The sequence below is a fragment of the Planotetraspora mira genome (assembly GCF_016863275.1).
Taxonomy (GTDB): Bacteria; Actinomycetota; Actinomycetes; order Streptosporangiales; family Streptosporangiaceae; genus Planotetraspora; species Planotetraspora mira.
On the sequence record NZ_BOOO01000022.1, the window covers coordinates 179,245 to 198,240 of the forward strand.

The window sequence follows — 18,996 nt, forward strand, 5'->3', positions numbered from 1 at the left end:
GAATACAGCTCCTTACGGTGAAGGGCGTCAGCCCTTGAGGCTGCCGGCGGTGAGACCGGCCATGATGTGGCGCTGGAAGATGAAGAAGACGACGATGGTCGGGATGCTCGCGATCACCAGCGAGGCGACCAGCACGTTCTGCGGCATCTGCGAGGACAGCGAGGCGATGCCGATGCTGATGGACATCTTGTCGCTGTCCGGCAGGACCAGCAGCGGCCAGACGAAGTCCCGCCAGACGTTCACCACGGTGAGGATGGAGACCACGCCGAGGATCGGGCGGGAGATCGGCATCACCACCGACCACAGGATGCGGCCGGGCGACGCGCCGTCGATCTCGGCGGCTTCCAGCAGTTCTCTGGGGATCGAGTCGAAGAAGCGCTTGAGCAGGAAGACGTTGAAGCCGTTCGCCGCGGCCGGCAGCCAGATCGCCCACGGGGTGTTGAGCAGGTCCCAGTGGAAGAACGGCACGTCCTTCACGGTGAGGTACGCCGGCAGCATGATGACCAGCGGCGGGATCATCAGCGTCGACAACATCAGGGCCAGGACGACCTTGCCGAGCACCGGGCGGAGCTTGGACAGGGCGTAGGCCGCCGAGACGTCGAACGCGAGGGTCAGCAGCCAGGCGCCGCCCGCGTACAGGGCCGTGTTGCCGAGCAGCCTGCCCAGCTCAAGCAGATCCCACGCCTGCAGGTAGCCGTCCAGCGAGAAGTGGGTCGGCAGGAAGGTCGGCGGGATGGAATTGAGCTCCTCCGTCGACTTCATCGCGCCGGTGATCATCCAGTAGAGCGGGAAGACGAACGCGGCGGTGAAGCTGACGACCGTGATCACCAGCACGGTCCAGTAGATGATCCGGCCGTGGGTGGTGTTGAGCTGGTGCGGCGAGACGGCGGTGCGGAACTGCGTGTTGATCGGCTTGCGCGGGCGCCGGTCCCGGCCCCCGTCGCGCCCCTCCCGGCCGGGAGTGAGCGGCGTTTGCGCGGAACGACCCGGCGTGACAGTGACATTGGACATGGTCGCTCCCCCTTACACCGTGTTGTCGCGCGAGACGCGCAGGTAGATGGCGGAGAACACCATGAGCACGAGCATGAGCATCAGGCCGAGGGCGTTGCCCGCGTTCAGGCTGCCGAAGTTGAAGGCGTACTGATACATGAGATAGACGACGGTGACCGTCGAGTTCTCGGGGCCGCCGCCGGTGAGCAGATAGGGCTCGATGAAGACCTGCATGGTCGCCACGATCTGCAGCAGCAGCATCACCAGCAGGATCAGCTTGGTCTGCGGGATCGTGATGTGCCTGATCCGCTTGAAGAGGCCGGCGCCGTCCAACTCGGCGGCCTCGTACAGCTCGCTCGGGATGGTCTGCAGGGCGGCGAGGTAGATCAGGGTGCCGCTGCCCATGTTCATCCAGGTGGAGACGATGACCAGCGAGATCAGGGCGGTGCCGCTCGAGTTGAGCCACTGGAGCCCGGGCAGGTGGAAGAAGCCGAGGACCTGGTTGAACAGTCCGTAGTCAGGGTTGTAGAACCACTGGAACAGCAGGACGCCCACCGCGGGGGGCAGCATGACCGGCAGGTAGACGACGAAGCGCAGGTAGGCGCGCGCGTGGCGTAATTCGTTGAGGACGATCGCGGTGATGAAGGGAATCACGTAGCCGCACAGCAGTGCGAGCAGCGTGAACATCGCGGTGTTGATCCACGCGGGCGCGAAGGCCGGGTCGCTGAAGACGGTGCGGAAGTTCTTCAACCCCACCCATTCGGGCGCGTCCACGAAGTTCGTCTTCTGGAAGCTGAGGATGACCTGCCGGACCATCGGATACCAGGAGAAGAACGCGAAACAGATAAGAGCGCCGCAGAGGAATCCATAGGCGGTCAGATTGCGTCGCACGGAACGCCGCAGCTTCGAGGGCTGCCGCCGCCTGCGGTTCGTTACCGGGATACTCGCTGTGGTCATCGTTGTGATTCCGATCTCGACGTGCTTGCCGGGGCGCCGACCGTGGCCGGATGACGGCCACGGGCGGCGCCCCGGATTATCGAACGGTCAGCTCTTCGAGGCGAGCATGGAGTTGACCTTCGCCTCAGCGTCGGACAGGAGCTGGTCGACGTTGGCGTCCTTCCGGGTGAGGACGGCCGACATCGGGGTGTCGAGAATCGCGTAGATCTCCTGGGCGTACGGTCCGGGCTCCGGCTTCGGCGAGATGCCCTTGGAGCCTTCGACCCATCCGGCGAACTGTGCGGCGTCGATGTTGGCGTTCGCCGCGCGCAGGTCGGTGACCGCCTTGCCCGACGGTGTGTCCGCGCCGTAAAGGTCGGGGTAGGGCTGACCGACGGTCAGGTCCTGGCCCTTGGCCCGCACGTAGTCGAGCTGGCCCTTGCCCGGGGTGAGGAACTCGTACTCGATCCACTTGAGACCGGCCCTGATCTGGTCCGGGGTGGCCTTCGGGTTGATCATGTAGCCGGCGCCGCCGTTGAGCAGGGCCTTGGCCTCGGGCTGAGCGGTGACGGAGTAGTTCTCGAACTTGCCGCCGAAGTCGTTGCGGAGCGAGATGAGCACGTCGGGCGCGCCCAGCATCATGCCCATCTTGCCGCCGGCCATGGCCTTCATGAGCGCCGGCCACTCGATGTACAGCTGGGAGCCCATGCTGTTGTCGGTCCACCGCATCTGCTGGAGGTTCTGCAGCACGGCCTTGCCTTCGGGCGTGTTGAAGGCGGCCTTCTTGCCGTCGTCGCTGATGACCGAGCCGCCGCGGCCGTAGAGCGAGGCGGTGAAGTGCCAGCCACCGGTGTTGCCGCCGCTGTACTCGCCGTACCCGACGTAACCGGGACCGAGCGCCGCGATCTTCTTGGCGGCGGCCTGCACCTCGGCCCAGGTCTTGGGCGGGGTGTTCGGGTCGAGGCCGGCCTTGGTGAAGACGTCCTTGTTGTAGACCAGGCCCATGCCGTAACCGTCGGTCGGCAGGCCGTAGACCTTGCCGTCCTTCTTGAACAGGTCGAGCGAGCTGTTGTAGTCCGGGAACGTCTTCAGCTCGTTGACGTAGGAGGAGATGTCGGCGGCCTGCCCGCTCTCGATGAGGCGGCCCACGTTGGGGAAGTTGACGTAGAAGACCGTCTCGAGGTCGCCGCTGGCCAGCTTGGGCTCGAAGGTCTTCGGGTCGTAGCAGGGGAAGGCGTCGGTGACCTTCGAGACCGTGATGTTCGGGTACAGCTTCTGGAAGGCCGCGACGTCCTCTTCGAAGGTCGTGCGCTGCACCTTGTTCGTCTTCGGCGGCTCACAGTTGACGCTGATCGACACCGGGGCGTTGGGGTTGGCGGACGGCGCGGCGGACTTGCTCGCGGCGGCGCCGTCGTCGCTACTGCCACAGCCCGCCGCCGCCAGGGCCAAGCCCGCGGCCAGAACTATTGAGAGGTTGCGGGGTTTCATGATTGTTCCCTCCTGGAACGGCGAACCACGACCCGTTTTGGAGCTCGCTGTCTCGGGGGCATGGGGGGCGCCTCCGATCCAGCTCGGTTGCGAGAAACATACAGAGACATGCAGAACGCAGCAATACTCTGTCATTCATGATGCAAAAAAGTGACAGTGAACCCGGGGAAACCTCACCGCATGATCGTTGTCACACTGCGTGAAACGACGGAGCCCCTGGACACAAGGGGTCCAGGGGCTCCGAGAGGGTACGCCTACTCGATCACGGGGGCCAGACGCTGCGGGGATCTCCCGGCCGCCGAGGCCTGGGATGACCCGCTTCGCCCGCCCGGCAAGTCCGCACGCGGCGCGGGCGCGGTCGAGGACCGGACCACCAGTTCAGGCTCGAAGAGCAGTTCGTTCGCGGGGACGCTGGCGGCGTCGATCTGCGCCACCAGCAGTTCGACCGCCGCACGGCCCATGGCGTCGATCGGCTGGCGGACCGTGGTCAACGGCGGATCGATGCAGTTCATGAGGGCCGAGTCGTCATAGCCGATGACCGAGAACTCCTCGGGTACGGCACGGCCCGCGCGGCGGGCGGCCCGGATGGCCCCGAGGGCCAGGACGTCGCTCGCGCAGATCACGCCGGTGACGCCCGCACGGATGAGCTTGGCCGCTCCCGCATGCCCGCCCTCGACGGAGAACATGGTGTGTTCGACCTGGTCAGCGAGCAGTTCGAGGTCGTTGGCGTCGGCGAACGCGCGGAAGGCGGCCAGCTTGCGCCGCGACGGCTCGTGGTCGGGAGGGCCGAGGAGCATGCCGATCCGGCGATGGCCGAGTGCGAGCAGGTGCCCGAGCGCCATCTCGGCGGCCGCGGCGTCGTCGCAGGACACCTGGGGGAAACCGAGGTGGTCCACGGCCGCGTTGACCAGCACCGTGGGCAGCTTCCGCTCCAGCACTCGCTCGTAGTGGTCGTGGGGCGCGTCGCCCTGGGCGTACTGGCCGCCGGCGAAGACGATGCCCGAGACGTGCTGCTGGAGGAGCAGGTCGACGTAGTCCGACTCCGACACCCCGCCGACCGTCCGGGTGCACAACACCGCGGTGAACCCCTGCTGGGCGAGGGCGCCGCCGACGATCTCGGCGAAGGCGGGGAAGATCGGGTTCTGCAGCTCGGGGAGGACCAGGCCGACCAGGCGGCCCCTGTCCCCGCGCAGCTGGGTCGGCCGCTCGTATCCGAGCACGTCGAGGGCGGTCAGCACGGCCTCGCGAGTGGTCTCGGAGACGCCGGGCTTGCCGTTGAGCACGCGGCTCACGGTCGCCTCGCTCACGCCGACCTTCTTGGCCACTTCCGCAAGCCGTCGAGTCATAGGCGCAACTATACGACAAATAGCGCAAGCACTTTCATGAGCTTGCGCATCCGGTCAGGACCCCTCACCAGCAGTCAAGAAAATCTGACCTGCGGAGGATCGTTCCATCAGGCCGTTCACCTGCAGGTTGGTCGCTGACGTAACTGTGGCGTGATATTGCGACTTCTCGTCGAAATATTGCAGTTGCGTGTTCGTGAACCTAATGTGTGGGCCACCTCACCATGTTGCAGAGGTCGACGGTTCAGCGTCCCCGTCGTCCCTCGCGGATCTTCATGCAGAAAGGGTCACTCATGAAACGATCCGGAGCCGCCATCGCGGTGGCCGGGGCGCTGATCGCCCTTGGGAGCGTGGTCACGTTCCCGAGTTCCTCCTCGGCGGCGGTGTCGCCCTCGCCCTTCTCCGTTTCCGGCCGCGGCGCGACCGTGCCCTTCACCGAGATCGAAGCCGAGTCCGCCGCGACGAACGGCGAAGTGATCGGTTCCGACCGGGTGTACACGCGCCTGCCGTCGGAGGCGTCGGGACGCCGCGCCGTACGGCTCGACGCGGCGGGCGAGTACGTCGAGTTCACCCTGCCCAAGGCCGCCAACGCGATGACGGTGCGGTACAGCGTGCCGGACAATTCGGCCGGCACGGGCATCACCGCCCCCATCGACCTGCGCGTCAACGGGACCAAACTGAAGGACCTGTCGTTCACCTCGAAGTACGGCTGGTACTACGGCGGCTACCCGTTCGGCAACCAGCCGGGCAACCAGCCCCACCACTTCTACGACGAGACCCGCACCATGTTCGGCTCGACCCTGGCGGCCGGCACCAAGGTCAGGATCCAGGTGGCCTCCACCTCGGCCTCCCCCTGGTTCGTGGTGGACCTCGCCGACTTCGAACTGGTGCCCGACCCGGTCCCCCAGCCCGCCGGATCGTTGTCCGTCGACGACTTCGGCGCCGTCCGCAACGGCACGAGCGACTCCACCGCCGCGTTCCAGGCGGCCGTCGACGCCGGAAAGGCCCAGGGCAAGGCCGTCTACATCCCCGCGGGCACCTACACGCTCTGGGACCACGTGGTCGTGGACGGCGTGACGCTCCGCGGCGCCGGCCCCTGGTACAGCGTGCTCACCGGCCGCGACCCCACCCAGCGCAACCGCGCCGCCGGCATCTACGGCAAGTACGTCAGCGGCGGCGGATACACCGGTCCCATCCGGTCCCACGAGGCGGGCGGCCCGAGCCGGGGCGTCACCCTGAGGGACTTCGCCATCATCGGTGAGATCACCGAGCGGGTGGACGACGACCAGGTGAACGCCCTCGGCGGCGCGATGACCGACTCCGTGGTGGACAACCTCTGGATCCAGCACACCAAGGTCGGGGCCTGGATGGACGGCCCGATGAACAACTTCACCATCAAGAACAGCCGCATCCTCGACCAGACCGCCGACGGCGTGAACTTCCACACCGGCGTCACGAACTCCACGGTGACCAACACCTTCGTACGCAACAGCGGTGACGACGGCCTGGCGATGTGGCCCGACCGGGTGGCGAACGTCAACAACTCCTTCACCTTCAACACCGTGGTCGCGCCGGTCCTCGCCAACAACATCGTCACCTACGGCGGCAGGGACATAAAGATCACCGACAACGTGGTGAGCGACACGGTGACCAACGGCGGCGGCATCCACATCGCCAACCGCTATCCGGGCGTCAACTCCGGCCAGGGCACCGCGGTCGCCGGCACCATCACGGCCGCGCGCAACACGCTGATCCGGGCCGGCAACAGCGACTTCAACTGGAACTTCGGCGTCGGCGCCATCTGGTTCGACGGGCTCAACGAACCCGTCAACGCGACCATCAACGTGACCGACACCGACATCATCGACAGCTCGTACGAGGCCATCCAGTTCATCGAGGGCACCACGAGCACCGTCAACTTCTCCAATGTGAAGATCGACGGCACCGGGACCTACATGATCCAGGCGCAGTCGGGAGCGACGACCACGTTCAACAACGTGACCGCCGCCCACATCGGTGCGGGGACCGCGATCCACAACTGCGTGGGCAACGCGTTCTCCCCCGTGTACGGCACGGGCAACTCCGGCTGGAGTCCGTCCTCGACCACCTGCACCGGTCAGTGGCCGACGCCGAACTACATCTACGACGGCACCGGCACCCCGCCGCCGGACACCCCCACCCCGACTCCCCCGGTGACCCCGACCCCCACGCCGACTCCGACTCCGCCCACCTGTTCCGTCGGGACCGGTGACCTGGCCCGGGGCAAGCCCGCCACCGCGACCACCAGCACGCAGTCGTTCAGCCCCGCGAACGCGGTGGACGGCGACGCGAACAGCTACTGGGAGTCGGCCAACAACAGCTTCCCGCAGTCGATCACCGTCGACCTGTGCGGCGTCGCATCCGTGAACCGGGTCGCGCTGAAGCTGCCGCCGAGCTCGGCGTGGGCCACCCGCACCCAGACCCTGTCCGTTCAGGGCAGCACCGACGGGTCGAACTTCACGACGCTCGCCGCGTCGGCGGGACGCACCTTCGATCCCGCGAGCGGCAACACCGTGAACATCTCGTTCAACGCGGCCGACGCCCGCTACGTCCGGATCACCGTCACGGGCAACACGGGCTGGCCGGCCGGGCAACTCTCGGCGCTCGAGGTCTACGGGTCCGGATCGACCCCGCCGCCCGTCACCCCCACGCCGACCCCGACCCCGACTCCCACGCCCACTCCTCCTGCCGGAGGGAATCTGGCCGGGGGCAGGCCGATCAGCGCGAGCAGCCACTCTGACGTCTACGTGGCCGGCAACGCCGACGACCGCAACGCGAACACCTACTGGGAGTCGGCCAACAACGCCTTCCCCCAGACGCTGACCGTCGACCTCGGCTCCGCCACCAGCGTCAGCAAGGTCGTGCTCAAGCTGCCGCCCGCCGCCGCCTGGGCCACCCGCACCCAGACGTTGTCCCTCCAGGGCAGCACCGACGGCTCCACCTACAGCACGATCACAGGATCCGCGGGCTACACGTTCAACCCCGCCAGCGGCAACACCGCGACGATCACCTTCCCGGCGACCAGCAGGCGCTACCTGCGGCTGAACATCACCGGCAACACCGGCTGGCCCGCCGGCCAGATCTCCGAGTTCGAGGCGTACGCCTCGTAGTCGGAACGGAAGCCCGTTGGAGGAGTGGACGCCTCCTTCAACGGGAGGCCCGGAGAAGGAGTGGACGCCTCCTTCTCCGGGTTCCGTTCTCGCCGTGCCCATCCATTCTCATCCGGATTCGCCGGAACGCTCAGGACGTGAGAGCTCCCATTCGCCCCGTCGACGACCGGACGACGAGCTCGGGTTCGAAGAGAAGCTCCCCCGTCGCCACGGCCGCGCCGTCGATCTGGCTGACCAGCAGCTCCACGACGGCCCTGCCCATCGCCTCGATCGGCTGCCGGATGGTGGTCAGCGGCGGGTCGACACAGTTCATCAGCGCCGAGTCGTCGTACCCGATGACCGAGACGTCGTCGGGGACGCGCATCCCCTCACGCCTGGCCGCCCTGATCGCGCCGAGCGCGAGCGGGTCACTGCCGCAGACGATGCCGGTGACCTGCTGTCGCAGCAGCTTCACCGCCGCCGCGTGGCCGCCCTCCAGCGAGTGCATGGTGTGCTCGACCCGCTGGCCGCCCTGCCCGCGGAACGCGTCGAGCTTGCGGATCGACGGCATGTGATCCGGCGGGCCCACGATCAGGCCGATGCGCTCGTGGCCCAGCGCGCGCAGGTGTGCCATGGACTGCTCCACCGCGATCGTGTCGTCGCAGGAGACACGCGGGAACTCCCAGTGGTCGGCGGCCGCGTTCACCATCACGGTCGGAAGGCGCCGGTCGATCAGCCGGAGATAGTGCTCATGCACGACGCCCGACTGCGTGTACAGCCCGCCGGCGAAGACCACGCCCGAGACCTGCTGCTGGAGCAGCAGGTCGACGTAGTCGGCCTCGGAGACTCCGCCGACGGTCCGCGTGCACAACACCGGCGTGAATCCCTGCTGGGCGAGCGCACCACCGACGACCTCCGCGAACGCTGGGAAGATCGGGTTCTGCAACTCGGGCAGGACGAGCCCGACCAGCCGGGCACGTTCGCCGCGCAGCTGGGTCGGCCGCTCGTATCCCAGCACGTCGAGGGCGGTCAGCACCGCTTCACGGGTGGCCTCGGAGACCCCCGCCTTGCCATTGAGGACGCGGCTGACCGTGGCCTCGCTGACCCCCACTTTTTTCGCAACTTCAGCAAGCCGTCGCGTCATGGGCGCAAGCATACGACGGCTAATGCCGTACCTTTGCGATCACTTGCGTTGTCAAGCCCCGGTAAAACGCATTGTGTGGCCACGCCGCAAGGCCGGACCAGGCATTCGAACCGGTGCGGAGCCTGCGAGGCCATGCCGTCCCGGATTCAGTAGTCCAGCCCCCAGTCGTGCGGGCCCAGCACGTAGGCCTCGCCTCTGCGCAGCAGCCGTCCTCCGCGGGTCAGCGCCTCCAGTCCGTCCCGCACGGTCTCCTCGGGCAGTCGCACCATCCTGGCGATCTCCCTGACCGTGGCCGCCCGCCCGTCCACGTCCATCGAGGCGACGGCCTCGTAGACGCTGATCTCGATGGCCGACATCTCCTGGACGTCGCCCAATCGCTCGTTGTCACCCATCAGCGCGCCCTCGCTCCACTCCGCAGTCGTCCGGCGTCGATGTGGCGGTCGGGGAACCGTTTGAGGTACTCGCCCTCGAGTTCCTCCGTCCGGGAGGTGTGGTGCTGGAGGGCGTCGTCAGAGCCGTGGAGCAGCGTGTCGGTCCGGGTGTCGTGCAGGCTGCGCAACTCGCGGAACAGATCGTCGTCGGCGAGTTGCCGCGGATCGACTCCCATGGTCATGACGTCCTCCTCATCTGGCTCCGGGCTCGCACCCGGCGACCCCGGCCACCGCCCTCGCCGTATGCCGGTCTCCTGCCCTGTCAAATTGGACCCATTCATCCGATTTGACGACCTTTATTGGGAAAAGGACATCTAAAAATGGCGTACGGCTTGCGCCATATCGAGCGCAAGCCGTACGGGTCAGGTACGTCAGGGGTCAGGACAGGTCGAACTCGCCGCCCTTCACGCCGTCAACGAACGCGTCCCACTCGCCCGCAGTGAACATCAGTTTGGGACCCTCAGGGTTCTTCGAGTCGCGCACGGCGACGCCTTGGTGCAGGAGGGCCACTTCGACACACTGATTGCCCACGGTGTTGGAACGAGCCGCCTTCCGCCAGGTCGCACCGGCCAGGTCCTCCGCTGGATGGATGCCCTTCATCGTCCTGCCATCTCCTTCTCGACCGAATCGATCTTCTCTAGGGACTTCTCCGGGCCGAGCGCGGCGGCGCGAAGATGATCGAAGACCTGGACATACCTGCGGACCTCTTCCTGGCTCTCCAGGTAGAGCTCGCCGCCCATGTTCTCCAGGAACACCACGTCGGAATCCTCGGGGTCGGGGAAGGCGAGGATGGCCAGCGAGCTGCCCATGCCGAGGTAGGCGCCCGCCTCGAAGGGGAGCACCTGGAGGGTGACGTTCGGCTGGACGGCGATCTCCGACAGCCTGCGCAGCTGCTCGGCCATGACGGGCGGCCCCCCGACGGGCCGCCGGAGCGCGGCTTCGTCGAGGACGACCCACAGATCCAGACCATCGGGCACGGTGAGGCGCCGTTGCCGCTCCATGCGGACCGTGATCCGCCTCTCGATCTCCGCCGGGTCCTTCACCAGCGCGGCCCCCACGACCGCACGGGCGTAGGACTCGGTCTCCAGCAGCCCGGGGATGAGCAGCGGCTCGTAGTTGCGGACCGAGGCGGCCTCCGCCTCGAGCCCGACATACGGCCCGGGGAGGACGTCCCCGAACGCGTGCCACCAGCCGCGCCGGCCGGCCTCCCGAGCGAGCTCGAGGAGGGCCTGCCGTTCCGTGCCGCTCACCTGGTAGAGATCGAGCAGGTCCCGAATGGTCCGGCCCTGGGGCCGGGTGTGTCCGGTCTCGATCCGGTACACCGTGGAACTCGCCACCCCGAGGCGGCTCGCCACATCCTCTCTGCTGAGCCTCGACTCACCTCGCAGGCGCGTCAGCTCACCGGCGAGCCGGCGAAGCCGGACCGTCGGGGTGCGTCCTACCCCCATGAGACGACATCTCCCTACGAAAGGAACTTTGCAATAGTGCATTCGCAGTATTGCGTGGCGGAATTCCAAAGTGCAGGATGAATGAAGTCTGGCACGGACCGCACTGCCGCATTGGCTGACGGGTACACAGGGAGTTATCACAGGATGACAATTCTCAACCTCCCGGGGAGAACCGCGATCTCGCGCCCCTTCTCTGGAGATCCGTCACAGGCGGGAGCGGCCCGGCGCTTCGTCGCGGGCCATCTGGGAGAAGGTCATCCCTGCAGGGACGACGCGGTCCAGCTGATCGGCGAGCTCATCGCGGAATGCCTGCGGCACGCGGCCGCCTGCAGGAGCAGGTCCGGCTACGCGGTGGCGGTCCGGGCCACCCCGGAGACCGCCCAGGTGACGATCGCGACGCAGGCCTGCGGATGCTGGACCTCGCCCGCCCGCACACCGGGCCGGGGCGTGCACCTCGTCGACCTGTTCACCGAGCGCTGGGGAGTCTCGGCCACCCGCACGGGGGTCTCGGTCTGGTTCGAGCTCGGGCCCGCGGACACGCGGAGCCAGGAGCAGCCGATCGACGCCCACGTCAAGTATTCGATCTAGGCCGACCCGCCTGTCGATGATTCCTCGGCCCGCTGGCGGGTAGTCGGGCGCCATATCGTGCGATGAAGGGGACGATATGGCGCAGATCACCACCGACATTCCCGCGCGACTCGATCGCCTGCCCTGGGCCCGCTGGCACTGGCTCGTCCTCGCGGGACTCGGCACGGTGTGGGTCCTCGACGGGCTCGAGGTCACCATCGTCGGCGTCATCGGTCCCCGGATCACCCAGGCGGCCAGCGGGCTCGGGCTGACCGACAGCCAGGTGGGGCTGGCCGCCGGCGTGTACGTCGCCGGAGCCTGCCTGGGCGCCCTCATCTTCGGCCACCTGACCGACCGTTTCGGCCGTAAGAAGCTCTTCCTCGTCACGCTCGCCGTCTACCTCGTCGCCACCGTGGCGACGGCGTTCTCCACCGAGGCCTGGTACTTCTTCCTGTGCCGGTTCTTCACGGGCGCCGGCATCGGCGGCGAGTACGCCGCGATCAACTCGGCGATCGACGAGCTGATCCCCGCGCGCGTCCGGGGGACGGTCGACCTGGTCGTCAACGGCTCCTTCTGGCTGGGCACCACGGTGGGCGCCGCGATCGCCATCCCCCTGCTCAATCCGGGCGTGCTCCCCATCGACGTGGGCTGGCGCGTGCTCTTCGGGCTCGGCGCGGTGCTCGGGATCGGCATCCTGCTGATCAGGCGAATGGTGCCGGAGAGTCCCCGGTGGCTGGTCATCCACGGCCGCGAGCGGGAGGCCGAGGACATCGTCGGTGACATCGAGAGGCAGGTCCGTGAGGAGAGCGGCGGGGAACTGGAGCCCCCCGCCGGTGAGATCAGGATCACCCAGCGCACCCACACCCCGCTGACCGAGGTGGCCGCCACGTTGCTGCGCCGCTACCCGAAGCGGACGGTCGTCGGACTCGCCCTCTTCGTCGGGCAGGCCTTCCTGTACAACGCGGTCTTCTTCACCTACGCGCTCGTGCTCGCCACGTTCTTCAAGGTCCCCGACGGCAGCACGCCCTGGTACCTGATCCCCGTGGCCGTCGGCAACTTCCTCGGCCCGGTGCTGCTCGGCAGGTTCTTCGACTCGGTGGGCCGCCGGGCGCTGATCTCCGGCTCCTACATCGTGTCCGGCCTGCTCCTGCTGGGCACGGCGGCGCTCTTCCACAGCGGGGTTCTCTCGGCGGGGACGCTGACCGCCTGCTGGCTGGTGGTGTTCTTCTTCGCGTCGGCGGGAGCGAGTTCGGCCTACCTGACGGTCTCGGAGATCTTCCCGATGGAGACCAGGGCCCTCGCGATCGCCCTGTTCTACGCGGTCGGGACGGGGCTCGGCGGCATCATCGGCCCCGTGCTCTTCGGCCGCCTGGTGGAGAGCGGATCGGTGGGCAACGTCGCGCTGGGGTACGTGGTCGGCGCGGTCCTGATGATGGGCGCCGGCGCGGTCGAGTGGTTCATGGGGGTGGAGGCGGCCAGGCGATCGCTGGAGGACATCGCGCAGCCCTTGAGCGTCCAGGAGGAACGGGTGGCGGGATGACAGCCTGAGTGGTGGGTATCACCCTGTCTGATGCCATAAGGGGCAACCTGTCATACATTCGGGGGAATTATGGCTGAGGCGCCGAAGAAGAAGCACGCCAAGTCCACGGCGAAGGCGAAAAAGACGGCCATCAAGGAAGCCCGCTCGATCAAACAGGCCAAGAGGGACAGGCGGACCACAGAAGGCGAGTGACCCGCGCGATCCCTGTGACGGAAGTGCCCGCGTGCCCTGCTCGCGGGCATTCCGCATCCGCCGCACGAGGTCGCCTACGGGCATCAGCGGCGGGCATCGAGACCTATATGACATTCATCCTGATAAATACAGGATCACCCCCACTGCTTGCTTTCAGGAGCTTCGGGCAGAGTTGAGGGCGTGGAAACCACGACCCTCCGCCCCCCTCAGCACCGGGTGAGCCGCACCGCCCGGTGGTACTGGGCCGCCCGAGCCGCCTTCGGCTGGCTGGTCCTCATCGCCGTCCAGGTCATCTGGCTGGTCGCGGACGGCGACGACGTCGCCCTTCGCCTGGCCGCGCTCATCGCCACCGTGATCGTGGCGGTGACGCACGTCACCGTCATGCCGCTGTGGCGCTACAACGTCCACCGGTGGGAGACCACCCCCGAAGCCGTCTACACCCAGTCGGGCTGGTTCAAGCAGGAGTGGCGGATCGCGCCCGTTTCCCGCATCCAGACCGTCGACAGCGCCCGGGGCCCGTTCGAGCAGCTGTTCAGGCTGGCCAACGTCACCGTCACGACCGCCTCCGCCGCCGGGCCGGTCCGCATCAGCGGGCTCGACCGCGAGACGGCGCAACGGCTCGTCGACGAGCTCACCGCGAACGCGCAGGCCACCGCGGGTGATGCCACGTGACGAGCACGACAGGCGCCGAGTGGCGGCGGCTGAGCCCCCGAATGCTGGTGGTCCACCCGATCCAGGAGGTCGTCCGGCTCGCCCCGGCGCTCATCGGCCTGCTCGTGGCCGGATCGAGCAGCGGCGGCCACGGCCCCCTCTGGAGCCTCGCGGGCCTGGTGGTCGCGGTCCTGTTCGGCACGCTGCGCTGGTTCACGACCACCTACCGCATCACGCCCGAACACGTCCAGGTGCGCAAGGGCCTGGTGCATCGCAAGGTGCTGACCGTGCCCCGCGACCGGGTCCGCACGGTCGACGTCACGGCCAACATCCTGCACCGCGTGCTCGGCCTGGCCAGGGTCGAGGTGGGCACCGGCCGATCCGACAGGAAGGGCGGCGGCGAGCTCAAGCTCGACGCGCTCGGCGCCCCTGAGGCCGCGGGCCTGCGCGGGGAGCTTCTGCACCGCGAGAGCCGTACGGCCGCCGCACCCGAGGACAGCGCTGGGGAAACGGCTGCGGACACGGCCGCCGGCGCATTCGAGGGCGCGGGCACGCCCGCCGTGCCGGCCCCGCGGCAGGCCGCCGTCGAGACGGAACTCGCCGCTCTGCGGCCCGAGTGGATCCGGTTCGGGCCCTTCACCCTCTCCGGGCTCATCACCGTGGGCATCGTCGCCGGTTTCATCTCCCGGCTCGCGTCCGAGGGCAACGTGAATCTGGGGCAGATCGCACCGGTCAAGACCACGCTGGGCTGGTTCGGATCTCTCTCCCTGCCGTTGGAGATCGCGGCGGGCGTCCTGATCCTGACCGTCTTCGTCATGATCGCCTCGACGCTCGGCTACGTCCTCGCCTTCTGGGGATTCCGGCTGACCCGCCATTCCAGCGGGACGCTGCACGTCAACCGGGGTCTCATCACCACGAGAGCGACGACCATCGAGGAACGGCGCCTGCGCGGCCTCGAGGTCAGCGAGCCCCTGTTGCTGCGTGCCGTACGAGGCGCGCGGCTGATCGCCGTGACGACCGGGCTGCGGGTCGGCCAGGGCGCACAACGGGGCGGCTCGATGCTCCTGCCGCCCGCCCCTCTGCGGGAGGCCCAGTCCGTGGCCACGCGGGTGCTGGGGGGCGACGCCGCCACGGTCTCCGGGCCGCTGCTCAAGCACGGGCCCGCGGCCAGGCGGCGCAGGTTCTCCCGGTCCCTCGGCGTGGTCGTCGCGTGGATCGCCGTCTGTCTCGTGTTGTGGGAGTGGTCGGACCTGCCGGCCTGGACCTGGGTGACCGGTCTCGCCCTGCTGCCGGTCACCGCGCTGATCGCGGCGGACAGGTACCGGAACCTCGGGCACGCCCTCGTGGCCGGCCATCTGGTCACCCGATGGGGTTCCCTCGTCCGCAGGCGCGTGGTCCTGGAGTACGACGGGATCATCGGCTGGAACGTCGAGCGCTCGTTCTTCCAGCGTCGTGCCGGGCTCGTCACGCTGACCGCCACCACCGCCGCGGGCCGCCAGGGATACCGCGTGCAGGACGTCGAACTGGGCGAGGCCCTCCGGCTCGCGTCGGCCGGTTCGCCCGGCCTGCTCGATCCGTTCGTGTCAGGCGGAAGGCCCTCGTCGCGACGCGAGCCGCACGTCCCGGCCGAGCCGCACGTCCCGCCCTCGGACATCGCACATCCCCTCATCTCCGGCTGAACGTCACATACCATGACGGCGCCGCCCTCTCGCCGGAGCTGGGATGACAGCTCCGGAGCCCGGCGGACCGCACCAGCGCTGGAGGAGCCCGATGACCCGTTACGGCCCCATGTTCGGCCCCGACGTCACCTTTCTCGGGGTCGAACGCTGCGACCTGGACGACGCGGAGACCTACGCCGGGGCGGACGTCGTCATCGTCGGCGCGCCCTTCGACGGCGGGACGTCGCACCGTCCGGGCGCGCGCTTCGGGTCGAGCGCCATCCGGCAGGCGTGCTACCTCCCGCACGACGGCTCCCGGCCGAGCCTCGCCCTCCGCGTGGACGCGCTCCGGGATCTCCGGGTGCTGGACGCCGGCGACGTGGAGACCTACGCCGGTGACATCGAGGGCAGCCTGCGCGCGATCGAGGACGCGGTCGCGCGCGTCTCGGCCTCGGGCGCGATCCCCATCGTGCTCGGCGGCGATCACACGGTGGCCCTGCCCGACGCCACCGGTGTGGCCCGGCACCACGGCTTCGGCCGGATCTCCATGCTGCACTTCGACGCCCACGCGGACACGGGGGACGTCGAGTTCGGGCATCTGCACGGCCACGGCCAGCCGATGCGCCGCCTGATCGAGTCCGGAGCCGTCCGCGGCGACCGGTTCCTCCAGATCGGCCTGCGGGGCTACTGGCCGGGACCCGACATCCTCGACTGGATGGCCGGGCAGAAGATGCGCTCCTACGAGATGACCGAGATCGTCGCCAGGGGTCTGGACACGTGCCTCACCGAGGCCTACGGCATCGCGCTCGACGACTGCGACGGCGTCTACCTCTCGGTCGACGTCGACGTCTGCGATCCCGGGCACGCCCCGGGGACGGGCACCCCCGAGCCCGGCGGCCTGTCGGCCCGGCAACTGCTCGACGCCGTCCGGAGGACCTGTTACGAACTGCCGGTCGTGGGCGTCGAGATCGTCGAGGTCGCGCCGCCGTACGACCATGCGGAGATCACGGCCTACCTGGGGAACCGCGTCGTCCTCGAGGCGCTGTCCGCCATGGCCCGCCGCCGCAGGGACGCACTGGACGGCACCCGCTGGGACCCCGCCCGCCCCCTGCTCGACGGCCGCTGACTCATCCGGAAACGGTTGATTTACGCGAACCCGTGCCGCACACTACTCGCATGATCGGCGACCGGCTGATCACGCTACGTCGATCTGACCGACGTGCGTAGGGGTGTGCACCGGGGGCGTGTGGCGCTCCTGGCCGTCGTCGTCTCCTCCATGATGCTGACCGTGCTCGGCCGCCTCTGGTACCTGCAGGTCGTCTCGGGTCCGTACTACGCGAAGGCGGCGGCGGACTCACGTCTGCGCACGGTGCCCCTGCCCGCGCCGTGGGGCCGGATCCTCGCCGCCGACGGCCGCCCGCTGACCGCGGACACCCTCGTCGGCCGCGGCGGGCTGGAGACGTGGTACCGCGCCGACCTGGCGGGCCGCGCGGGCGTCCGCGAACTGGCCGTGGACAGCCGGGGAACGGTCACCAGGGTCCTGGGCGAGCGCGGGCCCCGACCGGGGAACACACTGACGACCAGCGTCGACCCGCGGATCCAGCGCCTGGCCGAGCGGGCGCTCGCCGCCCTCGCCGCGAAGGCGGGACGGGAGTCGACGGGCGCGGTGGTCGTGCTGGAGACCTCGACCGGGCGCGTGATCGCCCTCGCCGGCCACGCGGGCCGGGCGACGCCCGCACGGCACGGCGGCGCCATGGGGCTGGACACCGAGAGTCTCTCCGGAGCCTCCGGAGCGCTGATCGCGCAGCGGGCACCCGGGACCGCGCGTGCGATCACGTCTCAAGGAGCGGCAGCGGCCTTCGGCTTCGGGCGACGCACCGGGATCGACTTACCGAACGAGGCGACGGGCTACATTCCGGACTCCGTGCATCCGGAGCACGGTCCGGCCGCCGGCCAGGGCGAGGTCCTGGTCACCCCGCTCCAACTCGCCACGGCCTACGCCGCCGCCGTCAACGGCGGGACGCTCTTCAGCCCTCGCCTGGCCATGACCGTGCTGCGGCCCGACGGCACGGTGGTGCGCACGATCGCCCCGCCCGCCGCCGGCCGGGTGGCGGCCTCCCCCGAGACCCTGCGCGGCATCCGGCACGCCCTCGCCGCGATCCCGTCCCCGGACACGGCCCTCGACGCCCACGGTGGGCCGGGGACATCCTGGTCCGCGTGCTACGTCCCCGCCGAGACGCCCCGGTATGTCGTGGTCGTCGTGTCGTCGCGGACCGGCGGCCACGCCGCCGAGTCGGCGGCGCGGACCATGCGCGAGGGCATCCCCCGGCTCGGCGGCACGACCCGCGGGACATGACGCCCCTCCAGGCGTGGTCGGCGCCGTTCGCCGCGCGCACGCCCATGGACCCGGGGCTGCTGGTCCCGTCGGCCGCCCTCGCGGGCATCGGCCTGCTCCTCGTGGGCTCGGCCACCCGGACCGATCCCGGCTCGGTCCTCGTCCAGCGGCAGGCGTTCGGCGTCTGCCTCGGGCTCGCCCTCATGTGGCTCGTGTCCCGGTCGGAGCCGCGGGTCCTGAGGGCGTACGTCCCGGTGGTCTACCTGCTCGGGATCGCCGGCCTGGTCGCCGTGCTCACGCCGCTCGGCCGCACGGTGAACGGCTCGCAGGCGTGGATCGTGCTCGGCCCCGGGCTCGGGTTCCAGCCCTCCGAGTTCGCCAAGGTGTCGACGATCCTCGCGCTCGCCGGCGTGCTGGGCGGGCGGAGCGACGCCGGGCGGCCGGGCGGCCGGGCCGTGCTCCTCGCCCTCGCGCTGACGGCCGCGCCGGTGCTTCTGATCGCCCTCGAACCCGACTTCGGCACGGCGCTCGTCTTCTGCGCCGTGGCGATCGGCATGATCACACTGTCCGGCGTGCGGATGCGCTGGCTCGCCGGGCTGGCCGCACTGAGCGGTCTCGGCCTCGTCCTGATGTGGCGACTCAGCCTCCTGCGGCCCTACCAACTGCGACGGCTGTCGGTCCTCATCGATCCCGAGGCCGATCCGCTGGGCTCGGGCTATCACGCCACCCAGGCCCGCATCGCGGTCGGCTCGGGCGAGGTGTTCGGGACTGGCCTGTTCCGTGGCGGGCAGACCGCGGGTCACTTCGTCCCCGAGCAGCACACCGACTTCATCTTCACGGTGGCCGGTGAGGAACTCGGCTTCCTCGGCGCCGCCTCCATCGTGGCGCTGGTGACCCTGCTGCTCTGGCGGGGCCTGTGGATCACGGCCTCCAGCGCCTCGTCGTACGGCACGGTGCTCGCCGGCGGGGTGATCTGCTGGCTGGCCTTCCAGGCGTTCGTGAACATGGGCATGACGATCGGCATCGTGCCGATCACGGGCCTGCCGCTCCCCTTCGTCTCCTACGGCGGCTCCGCCATCGTCGCGGCCTTCGCGGCCGTCGGCCTGCTGGACGCCGTCAACCGGACTCGCGAGGCCGTGCCGTAG

General features: G+C 69.1%; 18 protein-coding genes. 9 read left to right on the plus strand and 9 right to left on the minus strand.

Annotated elements, in window-relative coordinates:
* Positions 1-27: 27 nt before the first annotated feature.
* From Pmi06nite_RS22135 to Pmi06nite_RS22150, 4 genes are all read right to left on the minus strand, one after another.
* Positions 28-1,011 (minus strand): carbohydrate ABC transporter permease, encoded by a 984-nt coding sequence (locus Pmi06nite_RS22135; RefSeq protein ID WP_203954981.1) that lies wholly within the window; start codon positions 1,009-1,011, stop codon positions 28-30.
* Between the two features lie 12 nt (positions 1,012-1,023).
* On the minus strand, positions 1,024-1,881 hold the full coding sequence (locus Pmi06nite_RS22140) for a carbohydrate ABC transporter permease (protein ID WP_239114105.1): 858 nt from the start codon (positions 1,879-1,881) through the stop codon (positions 1,024-1,026).
* Positions 1,882-2,034: 153 nt separating this feature from the next.
* Positions 2,035-3,414: an extracellular solute-binding protein gene (locus tag Pmi06nite_RS22145; protein ID WP_203954983.1), complete on the minus strand. Its 1,380-nt coding sequence runs from the start codon at positions 3,412-3,414 to the stop codon at positions 2,035-2,037.
* Positions 3,415-3,668: 254 nt separating this feature from the next.
* Positions 3,669-4,760 carry a LacI family DNA-binding transcriptional regulator gene (locus tag Pmi06nite_RS22150; RefSeq protein WP_203954984.1) on the minus strand — a complete coding sequence of 364 codons (1,092 nt, stop codon included), beginning with the start codon at positions 4,758-4,760 and terminating at the stop codon, positions 3,669-3,671.
* 290 nt (positions 4,761-5,050) lie between these two features.
* On the opposite strand from Pmi06nite_RS22150, the gene Pmi06nite_RS22155 reads away from it, so the two are divergent.
* The gene (locus Pmi06nite_RS22155) at positions 5,051-7,906 is read left to right on the plus strand and encodes a galactose-binding domain-containing protein (protein ID WP_203954985.1); all 2,856 of its coding nucleotides are present in this window, start codon (positions 5,051-5,053) and stop codon (positions 7,904-7,906) included.
* A gap of 130 nt (positions 7,907-8,036) precedes the next feature.
* On the opposite strand, the gene Pmi06nite_RS22160 is transcribed toward Pmi06nite_RS22155, so the two are convergent.
* From Pmi06nite_RS22160 to Pmi06nite_RS22180, 5 genes are all read right to left on the minus strand, one after another.
* Positions 8,037-9,029 (minus strand): LacI family DNA-binding transcriptional regulator, encoded by a 993-nt coding sequence (locus tag Pmi06nite_RS22160; protein WP_203954986.1) that lies wholly within the window; start codon positions 9,027-9,029, stop codon positions 8,037-8,039.
* A gap of 146 nt (positions 9,030-9,175) precedes the next feature.
* On the minus strand, positions 9,176-9,421 hold the full coding sequence (locus tag Pmi06nite_RS22165; RefSeq protein ID WP_203954987.1) for a hypothetical protein: 246 nt from the start codon (positions 9,419-9,421) through the stop codon (positions 9,176-9,178).
* Positions 9,421-9,642 carry a DUF6158 family protein gene (locus Pmi06nite_RS22170; RefSeq protein WP_203954988.1) on the minus strand — a complete coding sequence of 74 codons (222 nt, stop codon included), beginning with the start codon at positions 9,640-9,642 and terminating at the stop codon, positions 9,421-9,423. Before Pmi06nite_RS22170 ends, Pmi06nite_RS22165 begins: the two co-directional genes overlap by 1 nt.
* Before the next feature lie 196 nt (positions 9,643-9,838).
* Positions 9,839-10,060, minus strand: coding sequence for a DUF397 domain-containing protein (locus tag Pmi06nite_RS22175; RefSeq protein ID WP_203954989.1), 222 nt, complete (start codon positions 10,058-10,060; stop codon positions 9,839-9,841).
* Complete coding sequence (locus Pmi06nite_RS22180) at positions 10,057-10,908, minus strand: helix-turn-helix domain-containing protein (RefSeq protein WP_203954990.1); 852 nt, start codon at positions 10,906-10,908, stop codon at positions 10,057-10,059. Before Pmi06nite_RS22180 ends, Pmi06nite_RS22175 begins: the two co-directional genes overlap by 4 nt.
* A 144-nt stretch (positions 10,909-11,052) precedes the next feature.
* Here Pmi06nite_RS22180 and Pmi06nite_RS22185 point away from each other — a divergent pair, with 144 nt between their 5' ends.
* The 8 genes from Pmi06nite_RS22185 to rodA all read left to right on the plus strand — a co-directional run bounded on the left by Pmi06nite_RS22185 (position 11,053) and on the right by rodA (position 18,996).
* Positions 11,053-11,496 carry an ATP-binding protein gene (locus Pmi06nite_RS22185; protein ID WP_203954991.1) on the plus strand — a complete coding sequence of 148 codons (444 nt, stop codon included), beginning with the start codon at positions 11,053-11,055 and terminating at the stop codon, positions 11,494-11,496.
* 76 nt (positions 11,497-11,572) lie between these two features.
* Positions 11,573-13,015 carry an MFS transporter gene (locus Pmi06nite_RS22190; RefSeq protein ID WP_203954992.1) on the plus strand — a complete coding sequence of 481 codons (1,443 nt, stop codon included), beginning with the start codon at positions 11,573-11,575 and terminating at the stop codon, positions 13,013-13,015.
* A 69-nt stretch (positions 13,016-13,084) separates the two neighbouring features.
* Positions 13,085-13,207 (plus strand): hypothetical protein, encoded by a 123-nt coding sequence (locus Pmi06nite_RS42635; protein WP_275409592.1) that lies wholly within the window; start codon positions 13,085-13,087, stop codon positions 13,205-13,207.
* 180 nt (positions 13,208-13,387) lie between these two features.
* Positions 13,388-13,879: a PH domain-containing protein gene (locus tag Pmi06nite_RS42020; RefSeq protein ID WP_239114106.1), complete on the plus strand. Its 492-nt coding sequence runs from the start codon at positions 13,388-13,390 to the stop codon at positions 13,877-13,879.
* Positions 13,876-15,537, plus strand: coding sequence for a PH domain-containing protein (locus tag Pmi06nite_RS22200; protein WP_203954993.1), 1,662 nt, complete (start codon positions 13,876-13,878; stop codon positions 15,535-15,537). The genes Pmi06nite_RS42020 and Pmi06nite_RS22200 overlap by 4 nt, the downstream gene beginning before the upstream one ends.
* A 91-nt stretch (positions 15,538-15,628) precedes the next feature.
* Positions 15,629-16,642 (plus strand): agmatinase, encoded by a 1,014-nt coding sequence (gene speB / locus Pmi06nite_RS22205; RefSeq protein WP_239114107.1) that lies wholly within the window; start codon positions 15,629-15,631, stop codon positions 16,640-16,642.
* Positions 16,643-16,762: 120 nt separating this feature from the next.
* Entirely contained in the window at positions 16,763-17,872 is a 1,110-nt protein-coding gene (locus Pmi06nite_RS22210) for a penicillin-binding transpeptidase domain-containing protein (RefSeq protein WP_203954994.1), read from the plus strand.
* The gene (gene rodA / locus Pmi06nite_RS22215; protein ID WP_203954995.1) at positions 17,869-18,996 is read left to right on the plus strand and encodes a rod shape-determining protein RodA; all 1,128 of its coding nucleotides are present in this window, start codon (positions 17,869-17,871) and stop codon (positions 18,994-18,996) included. The genes Pmi06nite_RS22210 and rodA overlap by 4 nt, the downstream gene beginning before the upstream one ends.

Excerpts from the sequence above, each read along its gene's own strand:
- speB (WP_239114107.1), top strand. The coding sequence starts at position 15,629 with ATGACCCGTTACGGCCCCATGTTCGGCCCCGACGTCACCTTTCTCGGG.
- Pmi06nite_RS22145 (WP_203954983.1), bottom strand. The coding sequence starts at position 3,414 with ATGAAACCCCGCAACCTCTCAATAGTTCTGGCCGCGGGCTTGGCCCTG.
- Pmi06nite_RS22175 (WP_203954989.1), bottom strand. The coding sequence starts at position 10,060 with ATGAAGGGCATCCATCCAGCGGAGGACCTGGCCGGTGCGACCTGGCGG.
- Pmi06nite_RS22165 (WP_203954987.1), bottom strand. The coding sequence starts at position 9,421 with ATGGGTGACAACGAGCGATTGGGCGACGTCCAGGAGATGTCGGCCATC.
- Pmi06nite_RS22170 (WP_203954988.1), bottom strand. The coding sequence starts at position 9,642 with ATGACCATGGGAGTCGATCCGCGGCAACTCGCCGACGACGATCTGTTC.
- Pmi06nite_RS22150 (WP_203954984.1), bottom strand. The coding sequence starts at position 4,760 with ATGACTCGACGGCTTGCGGAAGTGGCCAAGAAGGTCGGCGTGAGCGAG.
- Pmi06nite_RS22185 (WP_203954991.1), top strand. The coding sequence starts at position 11,053 with ATGACAATTCTCAACCTCCCGGGGAGAACCGCGATCTCGCGCCCCTTC.
- rodA (WP_203954995.1), top strand. The coding sequence starts at position 17,869 with ATGACGCCCCTCCAGGCGTGGTCGGCGCCGTTCGCCGCGCGCACGCCC.
- Pmi06nite_RS22155 (WP_203954985.1), top strand. The coding sequence starts at position 5,051 with ATGAAACGATCCGGAGCCGCCATCGCGGTGGCCGGGGCGCTGATCGCC.
- Pmi06nite_RS22190 (WP_203954992.1), top strand. The coding sequence starts at position 11,573 with ATGGCGCAGATCACCACCGACATTCCCGCGCGACTCGATCGCCTGCCC.
- Pmi06nite_RS22180 (WP_203954990.1), bottom strand. The coding sequence starts at position 10,908 with ATGGGGGTAGGACGCACCCCGACGGTCCGGCTTCGCCGGCTCGCCGGT.
- Pmi06nite_RS22160 (WP_203954986.1), bottom strand. The coding sequence starts at position 9,029 with ATGACGCGACGGCTTGCTGAAGTTGCGAAAAAAGTGGGGGTCAGCGAG.
- Pmi06nite_RS42635 (WP_275409592.1), top strand. The coding sequence starts at position 13,085 with ATGGCTGAGGCGCCGAAGAAGAAGCACGCCAAGTCCACGGCGAAGGCG.
- Pmi06nite_RS22135 (WP_203954981.1), bottom strand. The coding sequence starts at position 1,011 with ATGTCCAATGTCACTGTCACGCCGGGTCGTTCCGCGCAAACGCCGCTC.